The following is a 21233-nucleotide window of genomic DNA, read 5'->3' as shown; positions in this document are numbered from 1 at the left end:
TTGGTCATTGCAATTGCGAATTACTCTTATCTATAGTGCCGGACGCTAAAGGGTGCTGGCCGGGGGGATGATCGGTCGGGCGCCCGTGACACGCGTGGGAACACGACACGCTTGAAAAATGGGCGACGGCATGACGGCGACGATGGGCTTTTTGGGGGGCTTGGCCCTGACGGTGCTGGGCATCGTCCTGCTGCGGCGGGTGTGGGCCTCGGCCACGGCGCCGCGCTGGCACACCCTGCCGGGCTGGGGCCTGATCCTGGCCGGTTTCGCCGGCTGGCTGGCCGTGGCGGATGCCGACAAGGCCATCACCATTGGCGTGCTGGCGTTCTCGCTGGTGGGCGTCGCCGTGCTGGTGGCCGGCCGCGACCGCCGCCGCCGCCCGCACCGCGCGCCCAAGGCGCCCAGCGCTAAAACGCCCAAAGCCGGCGCGTCCCCGGCCAAAACGATGGGAGCCAGCTCGGCGGCCAGCCGCCCCTGGGTCACCGCTCTACGCGGCACGGCCCGCGTCCTGCTGGCCGGCCCCCTGGCCGCCGGCATCGGCCTGTCCCTGGCGGCGCTGGTGGCGGTGCGGGGCGGTGGGCTGGAGGGGGACCGGCTGGTGGCCGGCGGCTTCGTCGGGCCCATCGCCTGGGGCATCGCCATGACCTGGGCCCTGGCCGACGCGCGCCTGGCCCGGGTGGGCCTGCTGCTGCCGCTGACGGCCGGCGCCGCCGTGGCGGCCGCCTGGCTGGCCCGTGCCTGACTCAATAGGGGACATGATCATGCTGAAGCGCTTCGCCGCCCGCGTCCTGGCCCGCCGCGCCCGACCCTCCGCCAAGAGCGGCCTGGTGCAGTCGGCGCTGGCCGGCCATTCGGCCCTGGGCCTGGCCCTGGGCGCCCTGATCTACATCGTCTGCCTCAGCGGCGCCGTCGCCGTCTTCGCCGACGACCTTGGCCGCTGGGAATGGGCCGCCACGCCGGAATCCGCCAGCGTGGCGCCCGAAGCGGTGGACAAGGCCATGGCGGCGGGCCTGGTCCGCGCCGCGGAAATGGCCGGCGGCGTGGAGAAGGTCAGCGTGCTCTACACTCTGTTGCCCCGCCCGGATTGGCCGCACCTGGCGGTGCGCGCCTATACCCTGGGCGGGGGCGAGGTCACCTGGCAGGCGGATGCCGACGGCGTGCTGGCCGACGCCCCGTCCGACAAGTGGACCGACGTCATCGGCGACGTGCATCTGGGCTTGACCCTGCCTGGCCTGTGGGGCGGGCTGGTGGTCGGCACCGTCGGCATCGCGCTGATGTCGCTGCTGTTCTCGGGCATCCTGGCCCACCCGCGCATTTTCCGCGACGCCTTCGCCCTGCGCCTGACCGGCGGGCGGCGGCTGGGGCTGGCCGACCTGCACAATCGCCTCAGCGTCTGGGGCCTGCCCTTCCATCTGGCCCTCAGCGTCACCGGCACGCTGTTCGCGCTGGCCAGCCTGATGGTGGTGGCCATCGCCCAGGTGGGCTATCACGGTAATCTCGCCCGCGCCTCCGCCCCCTTGCGGGGGCCGATGGTGGCGGTGGACGCCGCCGCCCAGCCGCTGCCGCCCCTCGCCCTGCTGCAGGCCCAGGTGGCCGACCCCACGCCGGGTGCCGCCCGCATCTCCCGCTTTTACTATGTCGAGCGGCCGGGCACCCGGGGACAGCGCGTCCTGCTGGACATGACCCGCCGCGACGGCCTGACCCAGGGCGACCGCTTCTATTTCGATGGCGAGGGCAAGTTGCTGGCCCCGGCTGGTTTCCTGGACGGCTCCATCGGCCTGCGCGTCTATGGCGCCTCGCTGGCTCTGCACTGCGCCACCTTCGGCGGCCTGGCGGTGCGCCTGGCCTATGGCGTGCTGGGCCTGGCGCTCGCCGTCGTCTCCGCCACCGGCTTTTCCATCTTCCTGGCGCGGCGGCGTGATCGGGGCCGGCCGCTGCCGGGGCTGGAGCGCGCCTGGGCCGGTGTCACCTGGGGCGTGCCCCTGGCCATGGCCCTGTCCGCCGCCTGCACCCTGGTGCCGGGACTGGCGCGGGAGCCGGTCTACATCGGTGCCTTCTGGCTGCCGGTGGCGGCCCTGCCGCTGCTCAGCCTGCTCGTGCCCAGCGGTGAGGGAGCGTCCCGCCTGCTGCGCCGGCTGCTGGGCGGGGCGCTGCTGTTGCTGGCCGTCGCGCATCTGGCCAGCCACGGCCTCGGCCTGCCGGGCGCCGCCTTGGTGGTGGACCTGATCCTGGCGGGGGCCGGCGCCGGCTTCATCGCCAGCACGGGCGTCATCGGGCGCCGCGCGGCCGCACCAGCCGCCCCAGCCTCCGTCGCGCCTTAGGCCGGGTCGGTCCCGCCCACCACCATGGTGCGCAGGATGGCGGCGACATCCTCGGGAATGGGGGTGGGGCGGCGGGTGGCGTTGTCGACATAGACATGGACATAGTGGCCGGCCGCCGCCGGCGCGTCCTCATCATTGCGGAACAGCGCCAGCTCATAGCGCACGCTGCTGCGGCCCATGTGCGCCACCCGCACGCCCACCGTCACCCGGTCGGGGAAGGTGATGGGCGCGAAGTAGCGGCACTGCGTCTCCACCACCAGGGCGATGGCCGTGCCCTTCTCCGGCGCCAGCACGCCCTTTTCGATCATGTGCTGGTTCACCGCCGTGTCGAAGTAGCTGTAATAGACCACGTTGTTGACATGGCCATAGGCGTCGTTGTCGGCCCAGCGGGTGGTGATGGGCTGGAAGTGGCGATAGTCGGCGCGGCTTTCGGGCGTGCTCATGGGCGTCCTGCGGGTGCGGGATGGGGACCCCTCAGGACATACCCGCGAAGACGGCGACGGCGCCACCGGTTTTGCCGGGGCGCCGCTCCGTAAGGGGTATGGCGGGCGTTACGCCGCTGTCCTACTCAGCCGCCGCGGTGGCCGCCTTGGCCCGCTCCTCCGCCACCAGGGGCTGCTTCCACAGCTTGCCCACGGCGGTCTTGGGCAAGGTGTCCCGGAACTCCAGCGCGGCGGGCAGTTCGTGCCGGCCCAGCTTGTCCGCCAGGAAGGCGCGCAATTCCTCCAGGGTGAAGGCCGCCGCGCCGGGCCGCAGGGTGACGAAGGCCTTGGCGCTTTCCCCGCGATAGCTGTCGGGGATGCCGATGACGATCACCTCCGCCACGGCGGGATGTTCGTAGATCGCCTCCTCCACCATCCGGGGATAGACGTTGTAGCCGCCGGACAGGATCATGTCCTTGCGCCGGTCGACGATGAACATGAAGCCGTCCTCGTCCAGGTAGCCGATGTCGCCGGTGCGGAACAGGCCGTCGACGAAGGCTTCACGCGTCTCGTCCGGCAGCTTGTAATAGCCTTGGGTGACGTTGCGGCCCTTGATGCAGATCTCGCCCTTCTCATTGGGGCCCAGGGCGGTGTGCGGGTCCGCCAGGTCGCGGATTTCGATGGTGATGCCGGGCATGGGGATGCCGGCCGATCCCACCTTGCGCTTGTGCGGCGGCGTGATGGTGCCGGCGGGGCTGGTCTCGCTCATGCCCCAGCCTTCCAGGACGGGCTTGCCCGTCACCGCCTCGAACTCATGCGCCAGTTCCACCGGCAAGGGCGCGCCGCCGCTGCCGATGAACTTGAAGCTGGAGAAGTCGATGTCCTTGACCCGGGGGGAGGAGGCGATGGCCCGGTGCATGGTGGGCACGCCGGCGAACAGGGTGGGCCGGTAGGTTTGGATGCTGTCCAGCACGGCGTCGGTGTCCCAGCGCGGGTGCAGCACCATGCGATAGCCGTTGCGCATGGCCCGCACCATCAGCGTGTCCAGCGCATAGATGTGGAACAGGGGCAGGGCCACCAGCAGCGTTTCCTGACCGGGCGTCAGACCCAGGAAGCGGCTGAAAGTGTCATAGGCGTCGGCCGAGGCGCTGAGGTTGCCATGGGTCAGCATGGCGGGCTTGGGCAGGCCGGTGGTGCCGCCGGAGAATTGCAGCGTCGCCAGGTCGTCCAGCGTCGGCGCCGGCCAGCCGGCCGCCGGTGCCGCCGCCGGGGCCAGCAGGGCGGTGAAGGGCAGGGCGCCGGCGGGCAGGGCCTCGGCCCCCCCTTGCCCCTGGCCGGCGAAGTCGGTGGGGCCCGCCACCACCAGGCGCACGCCCGGGGCCAGGGGCAGTTTGTCCGCCAGCCCGGCGAAGCTGACGACCAGGCGGACATCCGCCTTGACCTGCTTGTGCGTCAGCTCCCGCTCGGCATCCAGGGGGCTCATCGGCACCACCACGCCACCGGCCTTCAGTACGGCGTAGAAGGCCAGGACGAAATGCGGGGTGTTGGGCAGGTGCAGGCCGACATGCACGCCGGGCCCCACGCCCAGCGCCGCCAGGTTGGCCGCCACGCGGGCGCACAGCGCGCCGAAGGTGGTGAAATCCACCGTCTGGCCCATGCAGGTCAGGAAGGGCTGGGTGGGCCAGGTGGCCACGGCGCGGTCCAAATCCTCCACCAGCGTGGGCAGGGGCGGCTCGCTGTTCCAATCGACGCCCGGCGGATAGGACTTTTCCCACAGCATCGTCATGGCGATGGTTTCCTTCCGTTATGTGTCCAGCCTTCGCGTGAGGCCGGGTTAGCCAGCGCCATGCTTTCATAAGGGGCGGGCCTTTGCCAAGCGCCACGGCGGGGTGCGACAGTGATGCGGCCTTCCGGGATAAAGGCTTTTTGATTTTCGTGCCGTGGCTTTCGCATCGAACTTTAAGGCGGCCTTGCCGTCTCTTGGCGCCACGCCGGCATCCCCGCCGGCCAGAGAGCCAGAGACACCTTCCCATGTCGCATTCCATCCAGTCCACCATTCCGCGCCGCCGCACCGCCCGGCACATCGCCTCGGCCACGGCCGCCTGTGCCCTGGTGCTGGCGGCGGGTGCCGCCCGCGCCGATGACACGCTGGCCGCGCCGACGGACATCACCATCAGCGGCCTGGTGGAGGCCGGCATCACGGCGGCGAACCATGGCCTGGACCGCGGGCCCAACTACGGCCACCTGTTCACCGACCGTACCGACCAACTGGTGCTGAACCAGGCGGTGGGCACCATCGCCAAGGATGCCGGCTCCGGTGACGATTTCGGCTGGGGCTTCAAGCTGCAGGGCCTCTATGGCACCGACGCCCGCTACACCCACTTCCTGGGTGAACTGGACCGCGCCATCGGCGAACGCACGCAGTTGGACATCGTCGAGGCCAACCTCACCGCCCACATCCCGCGGGTCGCGGGTGGCAGCCTGGATCTGAAGGTGGGGCAGTATGCCTCCCCCTTGGGGGCGGAGACCATCGTGGCATCCGGCAACCCGCTGTACAGCCACAGCTACATTTTCAATTTCGGCCTGCCGTTCAAGCACACCGGCGCGCTCGCCACCCTGCACCTGGCGGGCGGCATCGACCTTTACGGCGGTGTCGACAGCGGCGTGAACACCAGCCTGGGGCGCGATGGCGACAACAACGACGCCTGGTCCGGCATCTTCGGTTTTGGTTACGCCACGGCCGACGGCACCGCCACGCTGGTGGCGCTGACCCATGTGGGGCCGGAGAACGCCAGCACCAAGGCTCCCCTGGGTTTGGCGCGCGCCAATGACGAGGCGCGCTGGATCAACGACGCCGTGCTGACGGTGAAGGCCAACGACGCCCTGACCCTGATCACCGAGCTGAACTATGTCCGCGACGACCTGGTGAAGGCGGAGGCGTTCGGCGCCGCCCAGTACGCCACCTGGAAGTACAGCGACGCCCTGTCGCTGACCCTGCGGACGGAGCTGTTCCGCGATGTCCAGGGCTTCTACGTCTCGGCCTATCAGCGCAATCAGGACTATGCGCTGGCGGAGGCCGGGTGGCCGACGCGCGCGCCGGTGCTGTCGGCCGGCCAAGGGGCGACTTACATGGCGCTGACCGCCGGGGTGACCTGGAAGCCGGCGGCCAGCCTGGGCTGGGACGCCCTTCCCGACGGGCTCGCCCTGCGGCCGGAGGTACGCTACGACCGCTCGCTGGGCAACGCCCGGCCCTTCGCTGGAGAGCAGGGGCAGACGACCTTCGGCCTGGACATGCTGATCCCCTTCGGCGCCTGAGCCGTCGGTCGCTGTACCGCCTTTTTCATAACAACGATTGCGAGAGTCCCATGAGGACGCAGCTGTGGGGTTGCCTGGGCCTGGTGACGGGGTTGGCGCTGACGCCGGCCTTCGCCCAGGGGAGTGCCAACGGCGACAGCGCCCCGGCTGGCCACCAGGTCGGTAAAGCCAGCTGGTATGGGCGGGAGCATGCGGGCCACCGCACCGCCAGCGGCGAGGCCTACGACCCCGAGGGCCTGACCGCCGCGCACCGCACCCTGCCGCTGGGCACGGTGATCGAGGTGTCGGCCCACGGCCAGATGGTGAAGGTGCGGGTGAACGATCGCGGCCCTTATGTCCAGGGCCGGGTGTTGGACCTCTCGGCCGCCGCCGCCCGCGTCCTGGGCCTGGATCGTACCGGCACCGCCGTGGTCAGCATCCGCCCCACCGGCGCCGTCTGCCCCGCCAACCGGGCCTGCGACACACCGCCGGAAACGGTGGCGGAGGCGGGATCGCCCTGAGGTCCCACGAAACGGAAAAGCCCTTCCTCGGGAGGGGCCGGCGCCGGCGAGTGCCGGCCCCTCTTTTCTTTAGGCGACGCCCAGCAAGACCTCCGTCACCTCCTCCGAGAACCACTTGCGCTGGCCATCGACCAGCACGCCGCCCTTGCCGTCAGCGGGCGCCCTTGCCACCGGCAGGCCGTGGTCCAGCAGGGCCTGGGCGCACGCCGGCCAGTCGCCGCTTTCCTCCGGCAGGTTCAGCGAGGCCCAGGACAGGGTGCCGCTGACGTCGTCGCCATAGCCGTGGCGCTCCGTCCAGCGGGCGCCGTGGTCCAGCAGGAAGCGGGCGAGGGCGGCGTCGCCGCGGAACACGGCGTGGTTCAGGGCGGTGGCGTTCCAGTCCCCCGCCTGGACATCCAGGGGCCAGCCCAGGCGGACCATGACGGCGATGGCGGCGTCGCAGCCCCCTTGCGCCGCCAGGTCCGGCAGCAGGCGCAACCGCGCCTCCGACAGGCCGACCGGCAGGTCCGCCCGCTGGGCCTGGAGGGTGCGGGCCGCGGCCTCGTCCCCGGCGGCACAGGCGGCCATGAACCGGTCTTCCACCGACAGCGGCGCGTCGCCGCCAGCCTGGCGCAGCAGGTCCGCGACCTCCGTCATGCCATAGCGCAGGGCGACCGTGTAGGCGGCGATGCCGTCCGGCGTGCTGGCGCTCGGGTCAGCCCCGGCCGCCAGCAAGGCCGCGATGTGGGCGGGCGAGCGGCGGCGGTGGATGGCCCACAGCAGCGGCGATCCCCAGTCGGACAGCGGGCGGTTGCGCGCCTGTTCGTTGGCGTCGCCGCCGTGGGCCAGCAATAGCTGGAGCACCGGCAGGTTGTCCATGTCCAGCGCCCGGTACAGGGCGTTGGACCCGCTAACTCGGGCACCGGCCTTCAGCAGCAGGTCCACGCAGGCCGGACTTTCCAGGGCATGGTACAGCGATTCCCCATCGTTGGGATCGGCGCCGGCCTGCAGCAGCAGGGCCGTGAGGCCGGGGTCGTGGTTCTGCCCGGCAGCGCCATAGAGGGCGGACAGGCGTTCCGTCTCCGACGGCTGCGCCACGCTGGCGGGCGGCCAGCGGTTGCCCACCGCCTGGTTGGGGTCGGCGCCGGCGGCCAGTAGCGCGCCGGCGCAATCCCGCAAGCGTTCGGTAAAGCCGGGCACCCGCACCAGGCTGGAATGGGTGACGGCCACCAGGGGCGGCAGGTTCAGCGGGCCGCCGGGGCGGTCCACCCAGGTGGGGTCCCGGGCGATTGCCTGGCGCACGCGCGTCGCATCGCCCATGGCGCAGGCCAGGATGGGGTCGCCCACCGCGACGTCCGGGGTCTCCGCCAGCAGGCGGACGGCGGCGGCCGGGCGGGGGCGGCGCATGCTGCCGCTGATGTCGCCGGCATAGACCAGGCGCAGCCATTCCAGCCGGGCCTCCGCCTCGTTCGCGGTGGCACGGCGGCTGGCGACGAAGGCGTCCAGATCCGCCCAGGAGGGGAAGCCGTATTCCCGTGCCAAGCAGGACTGGGCATCGTGCAGCCGCAGCCGCTGCGCCGCCAGGCTTGCGTCGTCCCGCCCTTGCGCCGCCGGCAGGCTGGCGCGGAAACGGGCGAGGGCGTCGGCATCGCCGCGCCGATAGGCCGCCAGCAGCTCCTTGGCCTGGCGTTTCAATTGGTCGAGGTGGGGATGGGGGGAAGCGGTCGGGCCATAAAGCGAACCTCCGTGCGTGAAGCGCCGACGACCCGCAAATCCGACTGCACAAAGGTCGAATGTGACCGATGGTGATGGTGCCAGGGGGCTCAGCCCTTCCCGCGGGTCCGGAGGCGGCATGGCGACCGCGCCCCGGCACGATAGGGCGGCGGGGCGGTCCGATCAACAGCCTTGGGCATATTTCCAGTGGGCAGGTGGAAATCCCGGGCCGCCGCCAAATTCTTCTTCCCGGTTGCCTCGCGACGCCTGGCCTATCCGGACCCCCCTGAATGACAGATGATCTCAGCACGATCCGCTCCGCTGCCCGGACATCAGGCACCGTCCTGGACGACCCGGATGATCTGGAGAACCTGGCCATCTTCCATTGGCTGGGGCACCACGCCCTGATCAACCGCAAGGGTGCCCGGCATTTCGTCATCGGATCGGAGCTTCTGACCCTGTTCTGGCAGGCCCGGTTCAAGAAGTTCGGCAGCGCCGATGAGATCAAGCATCTGCTGGCGCCCCTGGCCGGTCGCCATCCCGACACCGTCGCCCTGGGAACACTGACCCGGTTGCTGACGGGTATCGGCGACACACCGCACAACAACGCGGAGGTCATCACCATGACCGCCGCCGCCATCCTGGCCGGCCGCCTCTGGTTCCTGGATGTGCCGCGCCGCATGCCCGTCGTGGTCACCCGGACCGATCCCGCCGTGTATCAGGCGCTGAACGGCCAGTATGGCACCAACATCAACTTCACCTTCCTCAGCCAATTCGAAGGCGGTCAGCAGCTGCGCGGCTATGTTCCCTTTGGCAATGACGGCCTGGTCGCCGGTTCCAGCGGCATGACGGTGGCCACGGGCTTCGACGTTGGCCAGAAGAACGAGGCGGAATTGAAGGCCATGGGATTGCCACAGGATGTGATCAGCCTGGTTTCGCCGTTCGCCCACCATAAATTCAAAGGCATGACCAAGATCCAGGTGGCGAAATGGGTGAAGGACACGGCCCCGCTGCCCATCCTGACCAAGGCGCAGGCCGACGCGGTGGACAAGGCCGTGCACGGCGATGTGCTGAACGCCATCAAGAACGCCTGGGACCAGGGCCGGGAGGAGGGCGTTCCGACGTTCACCGAACTGCCGACGCCCTGGCAGACGGTCTTGTTCTCCCGCGCCTTCCACCAGGGCAATGGTGTCGCCAGCACCAGCGTGGCGCAGCCCTTCTTCAACGCCGCTTTCGCCGGCAAGTGGGACGAGGCGGTGACGGCGCTGCGGAATTACGCGGTCTCCCAGGATTGGTATAAGCAACGGGTGACCAGCGAGGCGGCCTATCTGGATACCCAGAAGCCGCCGCCGGTCACGCCCCCGGGCCGGCGTGGTTGAGCCGGCCTCTTCACCCGCCTTCGATGATGAAATGAACGGGAAATCATGATCGCCCTCAGTCGTCTGTGCTCCGCCGCCGTCTTGATGCTGACCCTCCTCCTGGCCGCAGGGGGGCGGGCGGCGGAACAGCCTGCCGGCGGGGGGGCTGGCGGTGATCTCGTGACCCAGGCGATCCGCCTGCTGCATCCCCACTACACGGCGGCCAACCCGGCGCTGGGCCCCGTGCCGCTGGAGGATCATCTGTTCCTGCTGGGCGTGCCGGCGTTCAAGAGCTGGACACCGGCGGAAAGCCCGCTGTTGCCAGCCGACCTGCGCATCCTGGCCTTGGCCGAGCGCGATGAGGCCGACGGCGGCCTGAGCTTCGCGGTGGAGGTTGGGCTGTTCACCGTCAAGGGCGGCACCTTGGCCCTGCTGACCAGTGCGAAGCTGGACGATCCGGACATGGTGACGGACCAGGGCGCGCACCTGGTGGGGGCGACGCTGGACCTTGCCCCCTATCGCATCCGGGAGGGGGAGACGGCGTTCGGCGTGCGGGTGCAGTCCGCCTATGACGCCGCCGGGGCCGGCGCCCATGTCGGGGGCGAAACGCTGTACCTGCTGCGCCCGCTCAAAGACGCCGAACCGGCGGTCATCTTCTCCGCCCCGGTGGCGTACGAGGACGCGGACGGCAAGGCGGCGCCCAAGGGCACGCTGGTCATCAGCCAGAAGAAGACCCAGGGCTTTTATGACCTGCTGCTGAAGACGGGCGCCAAGTCCACGGTTTATCGCTGGACGGGGGATGCTTATGAGAGGCAGGGGGGGTGAATTGGGCGCGCGCTGGTCTTTTGTTCCGGCGGGCGCCTATCAGGCTTGGCGTCTCAACTGGTTGACAGCGGGGCAGGAAGTGGATGTGCCGTTAAACGAACCTCGATTAGTGAGGCCTCAATGATCAGCACATCCGCACAAGGAGCAGATTTAGATGATTACGCCAACCAGATTTCCGCTGGAATTTGGTTAGTGTCGTCATGCTCTAGTTTTCTTCAGGAGAGTGCTCTGGCATCTATTTTCGCCTGGGATCCAGCCAAAATTTGTCCATATTTTCAACGCGTTTAATTGTCGAGGGACCGACCTTTGTAGACAGACGCTCGAAACTCTCCCATGCCGGTGTCTGTTATTAATTATAATAGGGATAGCGTCGAGCGTCGCACGTGTTCATTAGAGATTTCCGTTGAGTACCATAGCGAAAAGCGCGGCCTGTTGGCTTTGTTCATATTGAAAATTACTTGAGTTGATGCGCCAATTTGTCATTATTGCATATTTGTAATTATTAAGGTTGTCGTTAAATGCCTCCTGTGCAGTTTGCTTGCCGGTTTGATTTGACTGCCCATTGCTGAAGTCGCATTCAAATTTTGCTCCATACGCGAATAGATTCTGATTTATATTTGGGAAATCGTTGGGATTTGCGCCGCCATATAGTTGAAGGTTTAAGAAATCGACATATGAATTGACCGTGCTTGGATCCAGGTTTCCCGCCTCCGATGGTGACATTGTGAGGTAGTATTTTGTCGCCTGTTTTTGGAATAAGGTTCCAATTGCTGTTATGAATGCAATAAAATTTGATGTGGTTGTTTCGCTGGAGAGGGATGGTTCCCAGTCGATGTCAAACCCAATCAGCCCGCTTCCTTGCATATAAAATAGCAAGTTTGCGGCGAATTGATCAGCGGCGGTTGTTATTTCATCTCCGCTAAGACCGTCAAATATTTGATTTATCGCTCCGGAATTTCCGAAATCAAGTGTTATTGCAATTTTTATATTACTATTTTGTGAATTAGCCTCATCTATGACAAACTTCATATATTGCTGATTCGTGTAAGTGTTGCCTGTAGTGGAGTCTACATGATTTGCTGATTGTATTACGAGCGTATATGCCCCTGGATAAGGGTACATGTTCGCATCCGGTAACGTGCTGGCCTGAACTATTTCACCAAAGCACAAGAAAATCATGTCCATGCTCAGGTAAGTTTTATTTGTGATAAGCGCTTGGTAGGCACTGTTTGAATCCGGGTACGTTGTCCCGGCAGGGTCATCTTCACTAAGCAAAATCCAAGCATTCACAGTTTTTATTGGGAATGAACTCATGGCAATTCTCCTCATTGCTATTTGATGAAACATTGGGCGAAATTTGGTGACCCTGTCGCCTGGATGGGTTTCAAGCATGAGATGTGCCAGATTTTTTCATCTGCCAATTGATGATGATGCCCTAAATATCGAACAATTCGCCTCAACGAGGGCACGTCGGACGTGTCGGACATGTCTGGTCGCGATCTTCGCGGTCCTCGGACTTGACCGTCCCATTAAAATCCTTTTATTTCCGCCCCCCGGCTTTGCCATCGAATTTTGATGGCCATCGGCGGTTTCCTCAGCGTCGACCCATTCCGCCCGGAAGCGCCTTCCCCGAAAGGCTTCCGGGCTTCGTTCGTGAGGAACAACCGCATGCTCGACGTCATCCTTGTCGCCCTCCTGGTGGGGCTTTTCGGGCTGGGCGTGGCCTACGCCTATGCCTGCGAGAGGCTGTGAGGCGCCCATGTTCGATCTGATCCTGGGCGCCGCCGTCTCGGTCGGCCTGACCCTTTACCTCGTCTATGTCCTGATCCGGCCAGAACGGTTCTGAAGACGGACGCTTTTTAGGCGCCCGTCGCGCATGCGGAGATTTTTCCCGTGACCTTCAACGGCATTCTTCAGATCGCGCTGTTCGCCGCGATCATCGTGGTCCTGACGCGGCCCCTCGGCGGCTTCATGACCCGTGTCTTTTCCGGTGAGCGCACGCTCATCGGCCGGGCGCTGGGCCCGGTGGAGCGCGCCATCTATCGCCTCTGCGGCGTCGATGAGACGACGGAGCAGCATTGGCTGACCTACGCCGTCGCCCTGCTGCTGTTCAACATGATGGGCGCTTTGGTGCTGTACGCGCTGATGCGCCTGCAGGCCCTGCTGCCCTTCAACCCGCAGGGGCAGGTGGCGGTGACGCCGGACCTGTCGTTCAACACCGCCATCAGCTTCGTCACCAACACCAACTGGCAGTCCTATGGCGGTGAGACCACGATGGGCTATCTGGTGCAGATGGCCGGCCTGACGGTGCAGAACTTCATGTCCGCCGCGACCGGCATCGCGCTGGCCCTGGCGCTGGTGCGCGGCTTCTCCCGCCGGGGTGCGCGCACCATCGGCAATTTCTGGGTGGATCTCACCCGCTGCACCCTCTATGTGCTGCTGCCCGCCTGCATCGTCATGACCCTGTTCTTCGTCTGGCAGGGCGTGCCGCAGAACCTGGGGGCCTATACCGAGGCCACCACGCTGGAAGGCGCCAAGCAGCTGATCGCGCAGGGCCCCGTGGCCTCGCAGCTGGCCATCAAGATGCTGGGCACCAACGGCGGCGGCTTCTTCAACGCCAACTCCGCCCACCCGTTCGAGAACCCCAACGCCCTGGTCAACCTGGTGCAGATGGTCGCCATCTTCGCCATCGGCGCCGGCCTGACCAACGTGTTCGGCCGCATGGTCGGCAACGAGCGCCAGGGCTGGGCCATCCTGGCCGCCATGGGCGTGATGTTCCTGGTGGGCGTCGGCGTCTGCTATTGGGCGGAGGCCCAGGCCAACCCGCTGCTGGCCGGCCTGCCGGTCGACCAGGTGGCGAGCGCCCTGTCGCCCGGCGGCAACATGGAGGGCAAGGAGGTGCGGTTCGGCATCGCCAACACCGCCCTGTTCGCCACCATCACCACCGACGCCTCGTGCGGCGCCGTCATCGGCTGGCATGACAGCTTCATGCCCCTGGGCGGCCTGGTCCCCCTTGTCAACATGCTGCTGGGCGAGGTCATCGTCGGCGGCGTGGGCGCCGGCCTCTACGGCATCCTGCTGATGGCCATCATCGCCATGTTCGTGGCCGGCCTGATGGTGGGCCGCACGCCGGAATACATCGGCAAGAAGCTGGAGGCGAAGGAGGTGAAGATGACGGTGCTGGCCATCCTGGCCATGCCGCTGGTCATCCTGCTGTTCACCGCCATTTCCTCGGCCATTCCCCTGGGCACGGCCGGGGTGGCCAACAACGGCCCGCACGGCTTCTCGGAAATCTTCTACGCCTATGCCTCGGGTGCCGCGAACAACGGCAGCGCCTTCGGCGGGCTGTCGGCGAACACGCTCTGGTACAACACCACCCTGGGCGTGACCATGTTCGTCGGCCGCTTCTTCATCATCATCCCGGCCCTGGCCATCGCCGGCGCCCTGGCGGCGAAGAAGACCGTGCCCGCGTCCGGCGGCACCTTTCCCACCACCGGCCCGCTGTTCGTCAGCCTGCTGGTGGGCGTGATCCTGATCGTGGGCGGCCTGACCTACTTCCCCGCCGTGGCGCTGGGGCCGGTGGTCGAGCACCTGCAGATGATGGCCGGCACCACCTACTGACCCCCGGGTAGAAGCCCCGCATTGGCGTCATCCGTTCTTCGGAGATTTTAAGATGTCATCCCCTTCCATGTTCCACCCGGGGCAGCAGCCGGCCCCCCAGCCGGCGCCAGCCCCGTCCGCCCGCCGGTCGGCCAAGTCGGCGCTGCTGGACCCCGCCATCCTGGGCCCGGCGGTCAAGGCCAGCTTCACCAAGCTGAACCCCGCCACCCTGGTGCGTAACCCGGTCATGTTCCTGGTGGCGGCGGTGGCCCTGCTGACCACCGTGCTGCTGGCGCGCGACCTGGTGACCGGCGCCCCGGGCGCTGGCTTCTCCTTCCAGATCGTGCTGTGGCTGTGGTTCACGGTGCTGTTCGCCAACTTCGCCGAGGCGGTGGCCGAGGGCCGGGGCAAGGCCCAGGCCGATAGCCTGCGCAAGACCCGCACCGAGACGGTGGCCAAGCGCCTGACCGGTCCCATGGTCGCCAGGGGGGCGGCCGTTACCAGCTTTCAGACGGTGGGGGCCGCCGACCTGAAGGTGGGCGACCATGTCGTGGTCGACGCCGGCGACATCATCCCCAGCGATGGCGAGATCGTCGACGGCATCGCCACGGTGGACGAGTCCGCCATCACCGGTGAATCCGCCCCGGTGATCCGGGAGAGCGGCGGCGACCGCTCGGCCGTCACCGGCGGCACCCGCGTGCTGTCGGATCGCATCATCGTCCGCATCACCGCCGCCCAGGGCTCCACCTTCCTCGACCGCATGATCGCGCTGGTCGAGGGGGCGGAGCGGCAGAAGACCCCCAACGAGATCGCGCTCAACATCCTGCTGGTGGGTATGAGCCTGATCTTCATCCTGGCGGTCGTCACCATCCCGGGCTTCGCCGCCTATGCCGGCGGGTCGGTGTCGGTGGTGGTGCTGGTGGCGCTGTTCGTCACCCTGATCCCCACCACCATCGGCGCGCTGTTGTCCGCCATCGGCATCGCCGGCATGGACCGCCTGGTGCGCTTCAACGTGTTGGCCATGTCCGGCCGCGCGGTGGAGGCGGCTGGCGACGTCGACACCCTGCTGCTGGACAAGACCGGCACCATCACCCTGGGCAACCGCCACGCGGCGGAGTTCATCCCGGTGTCGGGTGTCAGCGACAAGGAACTGGCGGAGGCGGCACAGCTGTCCTCGCTCAGCGATGAGACGCCGGAGGGCCGCTCCATCGTCGTCCTGGCCAAGGAGAAGTACGGCCTGCGGGGCAAGGACATGGGCGGCCTGAACGCCCGCTTCGTCCCCTTCGCCGCCCAGACGCGCATGAGCGGCGTTGACCTCGCCAGTGAAAACGGGGAGGGCGGCATCCAGATCCGCAAGGGCGCCGTGGACGCCGTGCTGCGCCATGTGGCGGCCCTGCGCGGCAGCCAGCCGGTGCGCCATCCGGAGCTGGAGGCCATCACCGAGCGCATCGCCAAGGCCGGCGGCACCCCCCTGGCGGTGGTGCGCAACGACCGGGTGCTGGGCGTCATCTACCTGAAGGACATCATCAAGGGCGGCATCCGCGACCGCTTCGCCGAGCTGCGCCGCATGGGCATCCGCACGGTGATGATCACCGGCGACAACCCGCTGACCGCCGCCGCCATCGCGGCTGAGGCGGGCGTGGACGACTTCCTGGCCCAGGCGACGCCGGAGGACAAGCTGGCCCTGATCCGCAAGGAACAGGCCGAGGGCCGCCTGGTCGCCATGTGCGGCGACGGCACCAACGACGCCCCGGCCCTGGCCCAGGCGGACGTGGGTGTCGCCATGAACACCGGCACCCAGGCCGCCCGCGAGGCCGGCAACATGGTGGATTTGGACAGCGACCCCACCAAGCTGATCGAGATCGTGGGCATCGGCAAACAGCTGCTGATGACCCGCGGCGCCTTGACCACCTTCTCCATCGCCAACGACGTGGCCAAGTACTTCGCCATCATCCCGGCGATGTTCGCGGGGCTGTACCCGGCGCTGAACGCGCTGAACATCATGCACTTAGGCACGCCGCAGTCGGCCATCCTGTCGGCCATCATCTTCAACGCCCTGGTCATCATCGCGCTGATCCCGCTGGCCCTGAAGGGCGTGCGGTACCGCGCCCTGCCGGCCGCCAGCCTGCTGTCGCGCAACATGCTGGTCTATGGCCTGGGCGGCATCATCATCCCCTTCATCGGCATCAAGGCCATCGACATGGTCGTGACCGCCGTCGGCCTGGCCTAAAGGAGGCCTCAGAGCCATGCTCAAGCAAATCCGTCCGGCCATCTCGCTGGCCCTGTTCTTCACCGTCCTCTGCGGCCTGGTCTATCCGCTGGCCATGACCCGCATCGCCCACGTCCTGTTCCCGCGCCAGGCCGCCGGCAGCCTGATCACCAACCAGGACGGCACGGTGGTGGGCTCCACCCTCATCGGGCAGAACTTCACGTCGGAGAAGTATTTCTGGGGCCGTCCGTCGGCGACAACCGACACCGATCCCAACGACAGCACCAAGACCATAGCCGCCCCCTACAACGCCGCCAACTCCATGGGCTCCAACCTGGGGCCCACCTCCAAGGCGCTGGTGGACCGCATCCAGGGGGATGCGGAGAAGTATGGTGCCACCAAGGAGCATCCGGTGCCGGTGGACCTGGTGACCACCTCGGCCAGCGGCCTGGACCCCGACATCTCGGCCGCCGGCGCCTATTACCAGGTGGCGCGCGTGGCCAAGGCGCGGGGCATGACCGAGGCCGCCGTGCGCAGCCTGGTGGACGCCCACGTCGAAGGCCGCCTGCTGGGCCTGATCGGGGAGCCACATGTCAACGTCCTGGCGCTGAACCGCGCCCTGGACGCGGCGCACCCCTCGGGTAACTGATTGTCTCGAAAGGTTGAGGGCTCGCTGTCCTGGCATCATGGGCGCTATTGTCGCCCATGATGCCGGGCGACGACCTTTGCCGTTTGCATCGTCTTTGAAAGACCACCCTTGAGCCACGACCACACCACCCGCCCGTCGCCGGACGCCTTGCTGAGCCAGGCCATGCAGGAGCGCCGGGGCAAGCTGCGCATCTACCTGGGGGCCGCCCCCGGCGTGGGCAAGACCTATCAGATGCTGGAAACGGCGCGGCAGCTGAAGGCGGAGGGTGTGGACGTGGTGGTCGGCGTGGTGGAAACCCATGGCCGGCGCGAGACCGAGGCCATGGTGGCGGGGCTGGAGGTCGTGCCCCGCCAGCTGCTGGAGTACAAGGGCCGCACCCTGGAGGAGATGGACATCGACGCCCTGCTGCGCCGCCGTCCCCGCCTGGCCCTGGTGGACGAACTGGCCCACACCAACGCGGCGGGCAGCCGCCACGCCAAGCGCTATTCCGATGTGGAGGAGTTGCTGGCCGCCGGCATCGATGTGCTGACCACGCTGAACATCCAGCATGTGGAAAGCCTGAACGACGTGGTGGCGCAGATCACCCGCATCCGCGTGCGCGAGACCGTGCCCGACAGCGTGCTGGAGATGGCGGATGAGATCGAGGTCATCGACCTGCCGCCGCAGGATCTGATCAAGCGCCTGAACGAGGGCAAGGTTTATATCCGCGAGCAGGCGCAGCGGGCGCTGAAGCACTATTTCTCCCCTGGCAACCTGACCGCCCTGCGCGAACTGGCGCTGCGGCGGACGGCGCAGCGGGTGGACGACCAGATGCTGTCCTACATGCAGCGCCACGCCATCCAGGGCCCTTGGGCGGCGGGCGACCGGGTGCTGGTCTGTGTGTCGGAGGACAAGACCGCCGGCGGCCTGGTGCGCTACGCCAAGCGCCTGGCCGACCGGCTGAAAACCCGCTTCACCGCCCTATATGTCGAGACCGCGCGCACCCAGCGCCTGGGTGAGGCGGCGCGCGACCGCATCGCCGACACATTGCGCCTGGCGGAGCAGCTGGGGGGCGAGGCCATCACCGTGCCCGGCCGCACCATCGCCGCCGACCTGCTGGCCTATGCCCGCGCCAACAACTTCACCCACATCATCATCGGCAAATCCGAACGCCCGCGCTGGTTCGAGATCGTCCACGGCTCCGTCGTGCATGAACTGGTGCGCAAGGCTGGCACCATTTCCGTCCACGTCATCGCCGGCGACGCGGTGGAGGCGGACACGATCCCGCCCAAGATGGTGCGGACCCGCCCCGAATCCAGCGGCCTGGCGTGGCAGCCCTATGGCGTGGCGACGCTGATGGTGGCGCTGGCCACCGTGGCGGGCAGCCTGCTGGGCAACGCCATGGATGTGCGCAACCTGTCGCTGGTCTACATCGCGGCGGTGCTCGCCAGCGCCATCCTGCACGGCTATGGCCCGTCGCTGTTCGCCTCCTGCCTCAGCGTCCTGGCCTACAACTTCTTCTTCCTGCCGCCACTGTACACCTTCACCATCCGCGACCCGTCCAACGTGGTGGCGCTGGTGTTCTTCACCATCGTCGCCGTCTTCACCAGCCGCCTGACGGCGCGGGTGAGGGAGCAGGCGACCATCGCCGCCAACCGTGCCCGCATCACCGCGCAGATGTTCTCCTTCGCGCGCAAGCTGGCCGGCATCGGCGAGATGGAGGATTTGCTGTGGGCCACCACCCACCAGGTGGCGCTGCTGCTGAAGGTGCGGGTCGTGCTGCTGATGCCCGACGACCAGGGCACCTTGGAGGTCAAGGCCGGCTATCCACCCGAGGACCAGGTGGGGGAGATGGACCTGGCCGCCGCCCGCTGGGCCTATGACAACGCCAAGCCCGCCGGTCGCGGCGCCCCCACGCTGCCCGGCACCCAGCGCCTGTTCCTGCCCGTGCGGACGGAACGGGGCGTGGTGGCGGTGGTGGGCGTGGATACCGACGACCCCGGCCCCATCCTGACGCCCGACCAGCGTCGCCTGCTGGACGCCATCATGGACCAGGCCGCCGTGGCCATCGAGCGGGTGAAGCTGGTGCAGGACATCGATAAGGCGCGGCTGGAGGGGGAGACGGAGCGCCTGCGCTCCGCCATGCTGACCTCGCTGTCGCATGACCTGCGCACGCCGCTGGCCGCCATCATCGGCACCGCCACCACCCTGAAAACCGATGCCTTGGCGTCGGAGGGGGAGGGGCTGGAACCCGCCACCCGCGCCCAGCTCACCGGCGATCTGCTGGTGGAGGCGGAGCGCATGGGCCGCTTCGTGCGCAACCTGCTGGACATGACGCGGCTGGAGGCCGGGCTGGACATCCGCCGCGAGCCGACGGACCTGGTGGACGTGGTGCACACCGCCACCCAGCGGGCCAAGCCCGTGCTTGCTGGCCGCCCGCTGGACCTGGATCTGGCGCCCGACCTGCCGCTGGTGCGCACCGACTACCTGCTGCTGGAACAGGTGCTGTTCAACCTGCTGGACAACGCCGCCAAATATTCCGGGCCGGAGGGCAGGGTGGGCGTGAGCGCCGCGCGGCGGCACAACCACGTCGTCATCCGCGTGACGGATGAGGGCGTGGGCATTCCGCCCGACAGCCTGGAACGCATCTTCGACAAGTTCTACCGGGTGGAGGCGCGGGACCACCGCCAGGCCGGCACCGGCCTGGGCCTGGCCATCTGCCGTGGTTTCATGACCGCCCTGGGTGGCACCATCAAGGCCACCAATCGCACCGACCGGACCGGCGCCGTGTTCGAATTGACCTTGCCCACCGACGACGCGCTAGATGCCTGGGTTCTCGGGTAACCCCGGGTTCTCGGGTAAAGAGCATGCTGGACTAGAGTTGAGATCATGAGCAAACCCCATCGCATCCTGGTCATCGAGGATGAAGTCGCCATCAGGCGCCTGCTGCGCGCCGTGCTGGCCCCCCAGGGCTGGACCTTGGTGGAGGCGGCGACGGCGCAGGAGGGGCTGGTGCAGGCCCGCCTGCCGGGCGTGGACCTGGTCTTGCTGGACCTGGGCCTGCCCGATGGCGACGGCCTGGACCTGGTGGGCAAGCTGAAGGCGGAGCGGCCCACGCCCGTCATCATCCTGTCCAGCCGCGATCAGGAGGAGGACAAGGTGGCGGCGTTGGACCTGGGCGCCGACGACTATGTCACCAAGCCCTTCGGCACGGCGGAGCTGATGGCCCGCATCCGGGCGGCCCTGCGCCACGCCGTGCAGCAACAGGGCGGCCGGTCGGTGGTGAACGCCGGCGGGCTGGCCATCGACCTCATCAACCGGCAGGTGACGCGGGGGCCGGAGAAGCTGCATTTGTCGCCCACGGAATTCGACCTGTTGCGTTTCCTGGCGGCGCACGCCGGCAAGATTTTGACCCACCGGCAAATCCTCAAGGAAGTCTGGGGCCCCGCGAAGGAAGACGAGGTGCAGTACTTGCGCGTCTATATCCGCATGCTGCGCCAAAAGATTGAAAGTGACCCCAACGCGCCGGGAATCATTCAGACCGAACCCGGCATCGGCTACCGCTTGGTCATTAGTGACGAATCCCTCTGATTCCACGGACTTTTAACGGAAACGAATCATGGACGGGCATCCATACCCTGCCGGCATCTGCGTTATGCTGCCGCAGTTGGGGCTTCCCAAAGGGGTCAAGATCGCTTATGTGACGGCGATCGGTAACCAGCACGGTTGTTTCCATGCTCCGCTCCAGCGTTGCGCCCCGGTCGGCCTTCGCCGCCCCCAAGGTCGCTGACGTCATGGCGTCGATCGCATCCGATCCGTCGGCCAATCCCTCCGGCACTCCTTCCGCGCTGGCCCCGTCCTCCGTCGGGCTGGGCCTGACGGTGTCGACCAAGGACGCCGTCCTGAAGGAGATCGCGCTGCGCATCGCCGCGGCCGGCGCCCTGGACGCCGGCGCGGTCCTGGACGATTTGCGCGCCCGTGAGGCGCTGGGCTCCACCGGCGTGGGGGCCGGCATCGCCATTCCCCATGCCCGGTTCGCCAGCATCACCCGGCCCATCGGCGCCTTCATCCGCTTGGCCAAGCCGGTGGAGTTCGAGGCCATCGACGGCGCCCCCGTGGATCTGGTGTTCGGCCTGTTGACGCCCGTCCATTGCGGTAATGCCCACCTTCAGGCCCTGGCGCGCATCAGCCGCGCCCTGCGCACGCCTGGTCTGGCCGCCACCCTGCGCGCCGCGCCGGACGCGCTGTCCCTGCACGCCCTGGTCGCCCCCATCCTGGACGCGGGCGCCGCATGCTGAAGTGAAGGGGCGGGGCCGAATTGATGCGGGCGCTGAATTGACCCGCATCAAGGACGCCCACCGGC

17 protein-coding genes are annotated in these 21233 nt (G+C 67.5%); 13 read left to right on the top strand and 4 right to left on the bottom strand.

Annotation, left to right across the window (positions count from 1 at the left end; genetic code table 11):
- The first annotated feature begins 130 nt into the window (after nt 1-130).
- Nucleotides 131-742 (top strand): hypothetical protein, encoded by a 612-nt coding sequence (locus UCD39_RS14465; RefSeq protein WP_330496677.1) that lies wholly within the window; start codon nt 131-133, stop codon nt 740-742.
- Between the two features lie 19 nt (nt 743-761).
- Nucleotides 762-2321 (top strand): PepSY-associated TM helix domain-containing protein, encoded by a 1560-nt coding sequence (locus UCD39_RS14460; protein ID WP_330496676.1) that lies wholly within the window; start codon nt 762-764, stop codon nt 2319-2321.
- Here the strand turns inward: UCD39_RS14460 and UCD39_RS14455 are convergent.
- Together UCD39_RS14455 and UCD39_RS14450 are read right to left on the bottom strand one after the other, a co-directional pair.
- Complete coding sequence (locus tag UCD39_RS14455) at nt 2318-2764, bottom strand: acyl-CoA thioesterase (RefSeq protein ID WP_330496675.1); 447 nt, start codon at nt 2762-2764, stop codon at nt 2318-2320. The two genes, UCD39_RS14460 and UCD39_RS14455, sit on opposite strands and share 4 nt — an antisense overlap.
- Before the next feature lie 121 nt (nt 2765-2885).
- Nucleotides 2886-4529 (bottom strand): AMP-binding protein, encoded by a 1644-nt coding sequence (locus UCD39_RS14450; protein WP_330496674.1) that lies wholly within the window; start codon nt 4527-4529, stop codon nt 2886-2888.
- A 245-nt stretch (nt 4530-4774) separates the two neighbouring features.
- Between UCD39_RS14450 and UCD39_RS14445 the strand changes: the two genes are divergently transcribed.
- Entirely contained in the window at nt 4775-6058 is a 1284-nt protein-coding gene (locus tag UCD39_RS14445; protein ID WP_330496673.1) for an outer membrane beta-barrel protein, read from the top strand.
- 50 nt (nt 6059-6108) lie between these two features.
- A complete protein-coding gene (locus UCD39_RS14440; RefSeq protein WP_330496672.1) occupies nt 6109-6558 on the top strand; it encodes a septal ring lytic transglycosylase RlpA family protein in 450 nt (149 codons plus the stop codon).
- A gap of 69 nt (nt 6559-6627) precedes the next feature.
- On the opposite strand, the gene UCD39_RS14435 is transcribed toward UCD39_RS14440, so the two are convergent.
- Nucleotides 6628-8232, bottom strand: a complete 1605-nt coding sequence (locus tag UCD39_RS14435) for an ankyrin repeat domain-containing protein (RefSeq protein ID WP_330496671.1) — start codon at nt 8230-8232, stop codon at nt 6628-6630.
- 308 nt (nt 8233-8540) lie between these two features.
- On the opposite strand from UCD39_RS14435, the gene UCD39_RS14430 reads away from it, so the two are divergent.
- Together UCD39_RS14430 and UCD39_RS14425 are read left to right on the top strand one after the other, a co-directional pair.
- Nucleotides 8541-9629 (top strand): pesticin C-terminus-like muramidase, encoded by a 1089-nt coding sequence (locus UCD39_RS14430; protein ID WP_330496670.1) that lies wholly within the window; start codon nt 8541-8543, stop codon nt 9627-9629.
- Between the two features lie 45 nt (nt 9630-9674).
- A complete protein-coding gene (locus UCD39_RS14425) occupies nt 9675-10433 on the top strand; it encodes a hypothetical protein (RefSeq protein ID WP_330496669.1) in 759 nt (252 codons plus the stop codon).
- A 390-nt stretch (nt 10434-10823) separates the two neighbouring features.
- On the opposite strand, the gene UCD39_RS14420 is transcribed toward UCD39_RS14425, so the two are convergent.
- The gene (locus tag UCD39_RS14420) at nt 10824-11825 is read right to left on the bottom strand and encodes a glycosyl hydrolase family 18 protein (protein WP_330496668.1); all 1002 of its coding nucleotides are present in this window, start codon (nt 11823-11825) and stop codon (nt 10824-10826) included.
- Between the two features lie 340 nt (nt 11826-12165).
- Between UCD39_RS14420 and kdpF the strand changes: the two genes are divergently transcribed.
- The 7 genes from kdpF to UCD39_RS14385 all read left to right on the top strand — a co-directional run bounded on the left by kdpF (nt 12166) and on the right by UCD39_RS14385 (nt 21168).
- Entirely contained in the window at nt 12166-12279 is a 114-nt protein-coding gene (kdpF, locus tag UCD39_RS14415) for a K(+)-transporting ATPase subunit F (protein WP_211102081.1), read from the top strand.
- Nucleotides 12280-12326: 47 nt separating this feature from the next.
- Nucleotides 12327-14054 (top strand): potassium-transporting ATPase subunit KdpA, encoded by a 1728-nt coding sequence (gene kdpA / locus UCD39_RS14410; protein WP_330496667.1) that lies wholly within the window; start codon nt 12327-12329, stop codon nt 14052-14054.
- Nucleotides 14055-14121: 67 nt separating this feature from the next.
- Nucleotides 14122-16263: a potassium-transporting ATPase subunit KdpB gene (gene kdpB / locus UCD39_RS14405; RefSeq protein ID WP_330498468.1), complete on the top strand. Its 2142-nt coding sequence runs from the start codon at nt 14122-14124 to the stop codon at nt 16261-16263.
- 16 nt (nt 16264-16279) lie between these two features.
- The gene (gene kdpC / locus UCD39_RS14400) at nt 16280-16891 is read left to right on the top strand and encodes a potassium-transporting ATPase subunit KdpC (protein WP_330496666.1); all 612 of its coding nucleotides are present in this window, start codon (nt 16280-16282) and stop codon (nt 16889-16891) included.
- A 108-nt stretch (nt 16892-16999) separates the two neighbouring features.
- A complete protein-coding gene (locus UCD39_RS14395; RefSeq protein WP_330496665.1) occupies nt 17000-19714 on the top strand; it encodes a DUF4118 domain-containing protein in 2715 nt (904 codons plus the stop codon).
- 45 nt (nt 19715-19759) lie between these two features.
- Nucleotides 19760-20461, top strand: coding sequence for a response regulator (locus UCD39_RS14390; RefSeq protein WP_145733655.1), 702 nt, complete (start codon nt 19760-19762; stop codon nt 20459-20461).
- A gap of 143 nt (nt 20462-20604) precedes the next feature.
- Entirely contained in the window at nt 20605-21168 is a 564-nt protein-coding gene (locus UCD39_RS14385) for a PTS sugar transporter subunit IIA (RefSeq protein ID WP_330496664.1), read from the top strand.
- Nucleotides 21169-21233: the final 65 nt, after the last annotated feature.

The sequence above is a fragment of the Nitrospirillum karajorum genome, from assembly GCF_036348415.1.
GTDB lineage: Bacteria > Pseudomonadota > Alphaproteobacteria > Azospirillales > Azospirillaceae > Nitrospirillum > Nitrospirillum amazonense_B.
This window is presented reverse-complemented; position numbering and strand designations above follow the sequence as displayed.

Excerpts from the sequence above, each read along its gene's own strand:
- UCD39_RS14425 (WP_330496669.1), top strand. The coding sequence starts at position 9,675 with ATGATCGCCCTCAGTCGTCTGTGCTCCGCCGCCGTCTTGATGCTGACC.
- UCD39_RS14445 (WP_330496673.1), top strand. The coding sequence starts at position 4,775 with ATGTCGCATTCCATCCAGTCCACCATTCCGCGCCGCCGCACCGCCCGG.
- UCD39_RS14390 (WP_145733655.1), top strand. The coding sequence starts at position 19,760 with ATGAGCAAACCCCATCGCATCCTGGTCATCGAGGATGAAGTCGCCATC.
- UCD39_RS14385 (WP_330496664.1), top strand. The coding sequence starts at position 20,605 with ATGCTCCGCTCCAGCGTTGCGCCCCGGTCGGCCTTCGCCGCCCCCAAG.
- kdpB (WP_330498468.1), top strand. The coding sequence starts at position 14,122 with ATGTTCCACCCGGGGCAGCAGCCGGCCCCCCAGCCGGCGCCAGCCCCG.
- UCD39_RS14440 (WP_330496672.1), top strand. The coding sequence starts at position 6,109 with ATGAGGACGCAGCTGTGGGGTTGCCTGGGCCTGGTGACGGGGTTGGCG.
- kdpF (WP_211102081.1), top strand. The coding sequence starts at position 12,166 with ATGCCTGCGAGAGGCTGTGAGGCGCCCATGTTCGATCTGATCCTGGGC.
- UCD39_RS14450 (WP_330496674.1), bottom strand. The coding sequence starts at position 4,529 with ATGACGATGCTGTGGGAAAAGTCCTATCCGCCGGGCGTCGATTGGAAC.
- UCD39_RS14465 (WP_330496677.1), top strand. The coding sequence starts at position 131 with ATGACGGCGACGATGGGCTTTTTGGGGGGCTTGGCCCTGACGGTGCTG.
- UCD39_RS14460 (WP_330496676.1), top strand. The coding sequence starts at position 762 with ATGCTGAAGCGCTTCGCCGCCCGCGTCCTGGCCCGCCGCGCCCGACCC.
- UCD39_RS14420 (WP_330496668.1), bottom strand. The coding sequence starts at position 11,825 with ATGCTTGAAACCCATCCAGGCGACAGGGTCACCAAATTTCGCCCAATG.
- UCD39_RS14430 (WP_330496670.1), top strand. The coding sequence starts at position 8,541 with ATGACAGATGATCTCAGCACGATCCGCTCCGCTGCCCGGACATCAGGC.
- UCD39_RS14455 (WP_330496675.1), bottom strand. The coding sequence starts at position 2,764 with ATGAGCACGCCCGAAAGCCGCGCCGACTATCGCCACTTCCAGCCCATC.
- kdpC (WP_330496666.1), top strand. The coding sequence starts at position 16,280 with ATGCTCAAGCAAATCCGTCCGGCCATCTCGCTGGCCCTGTTCTTCACC.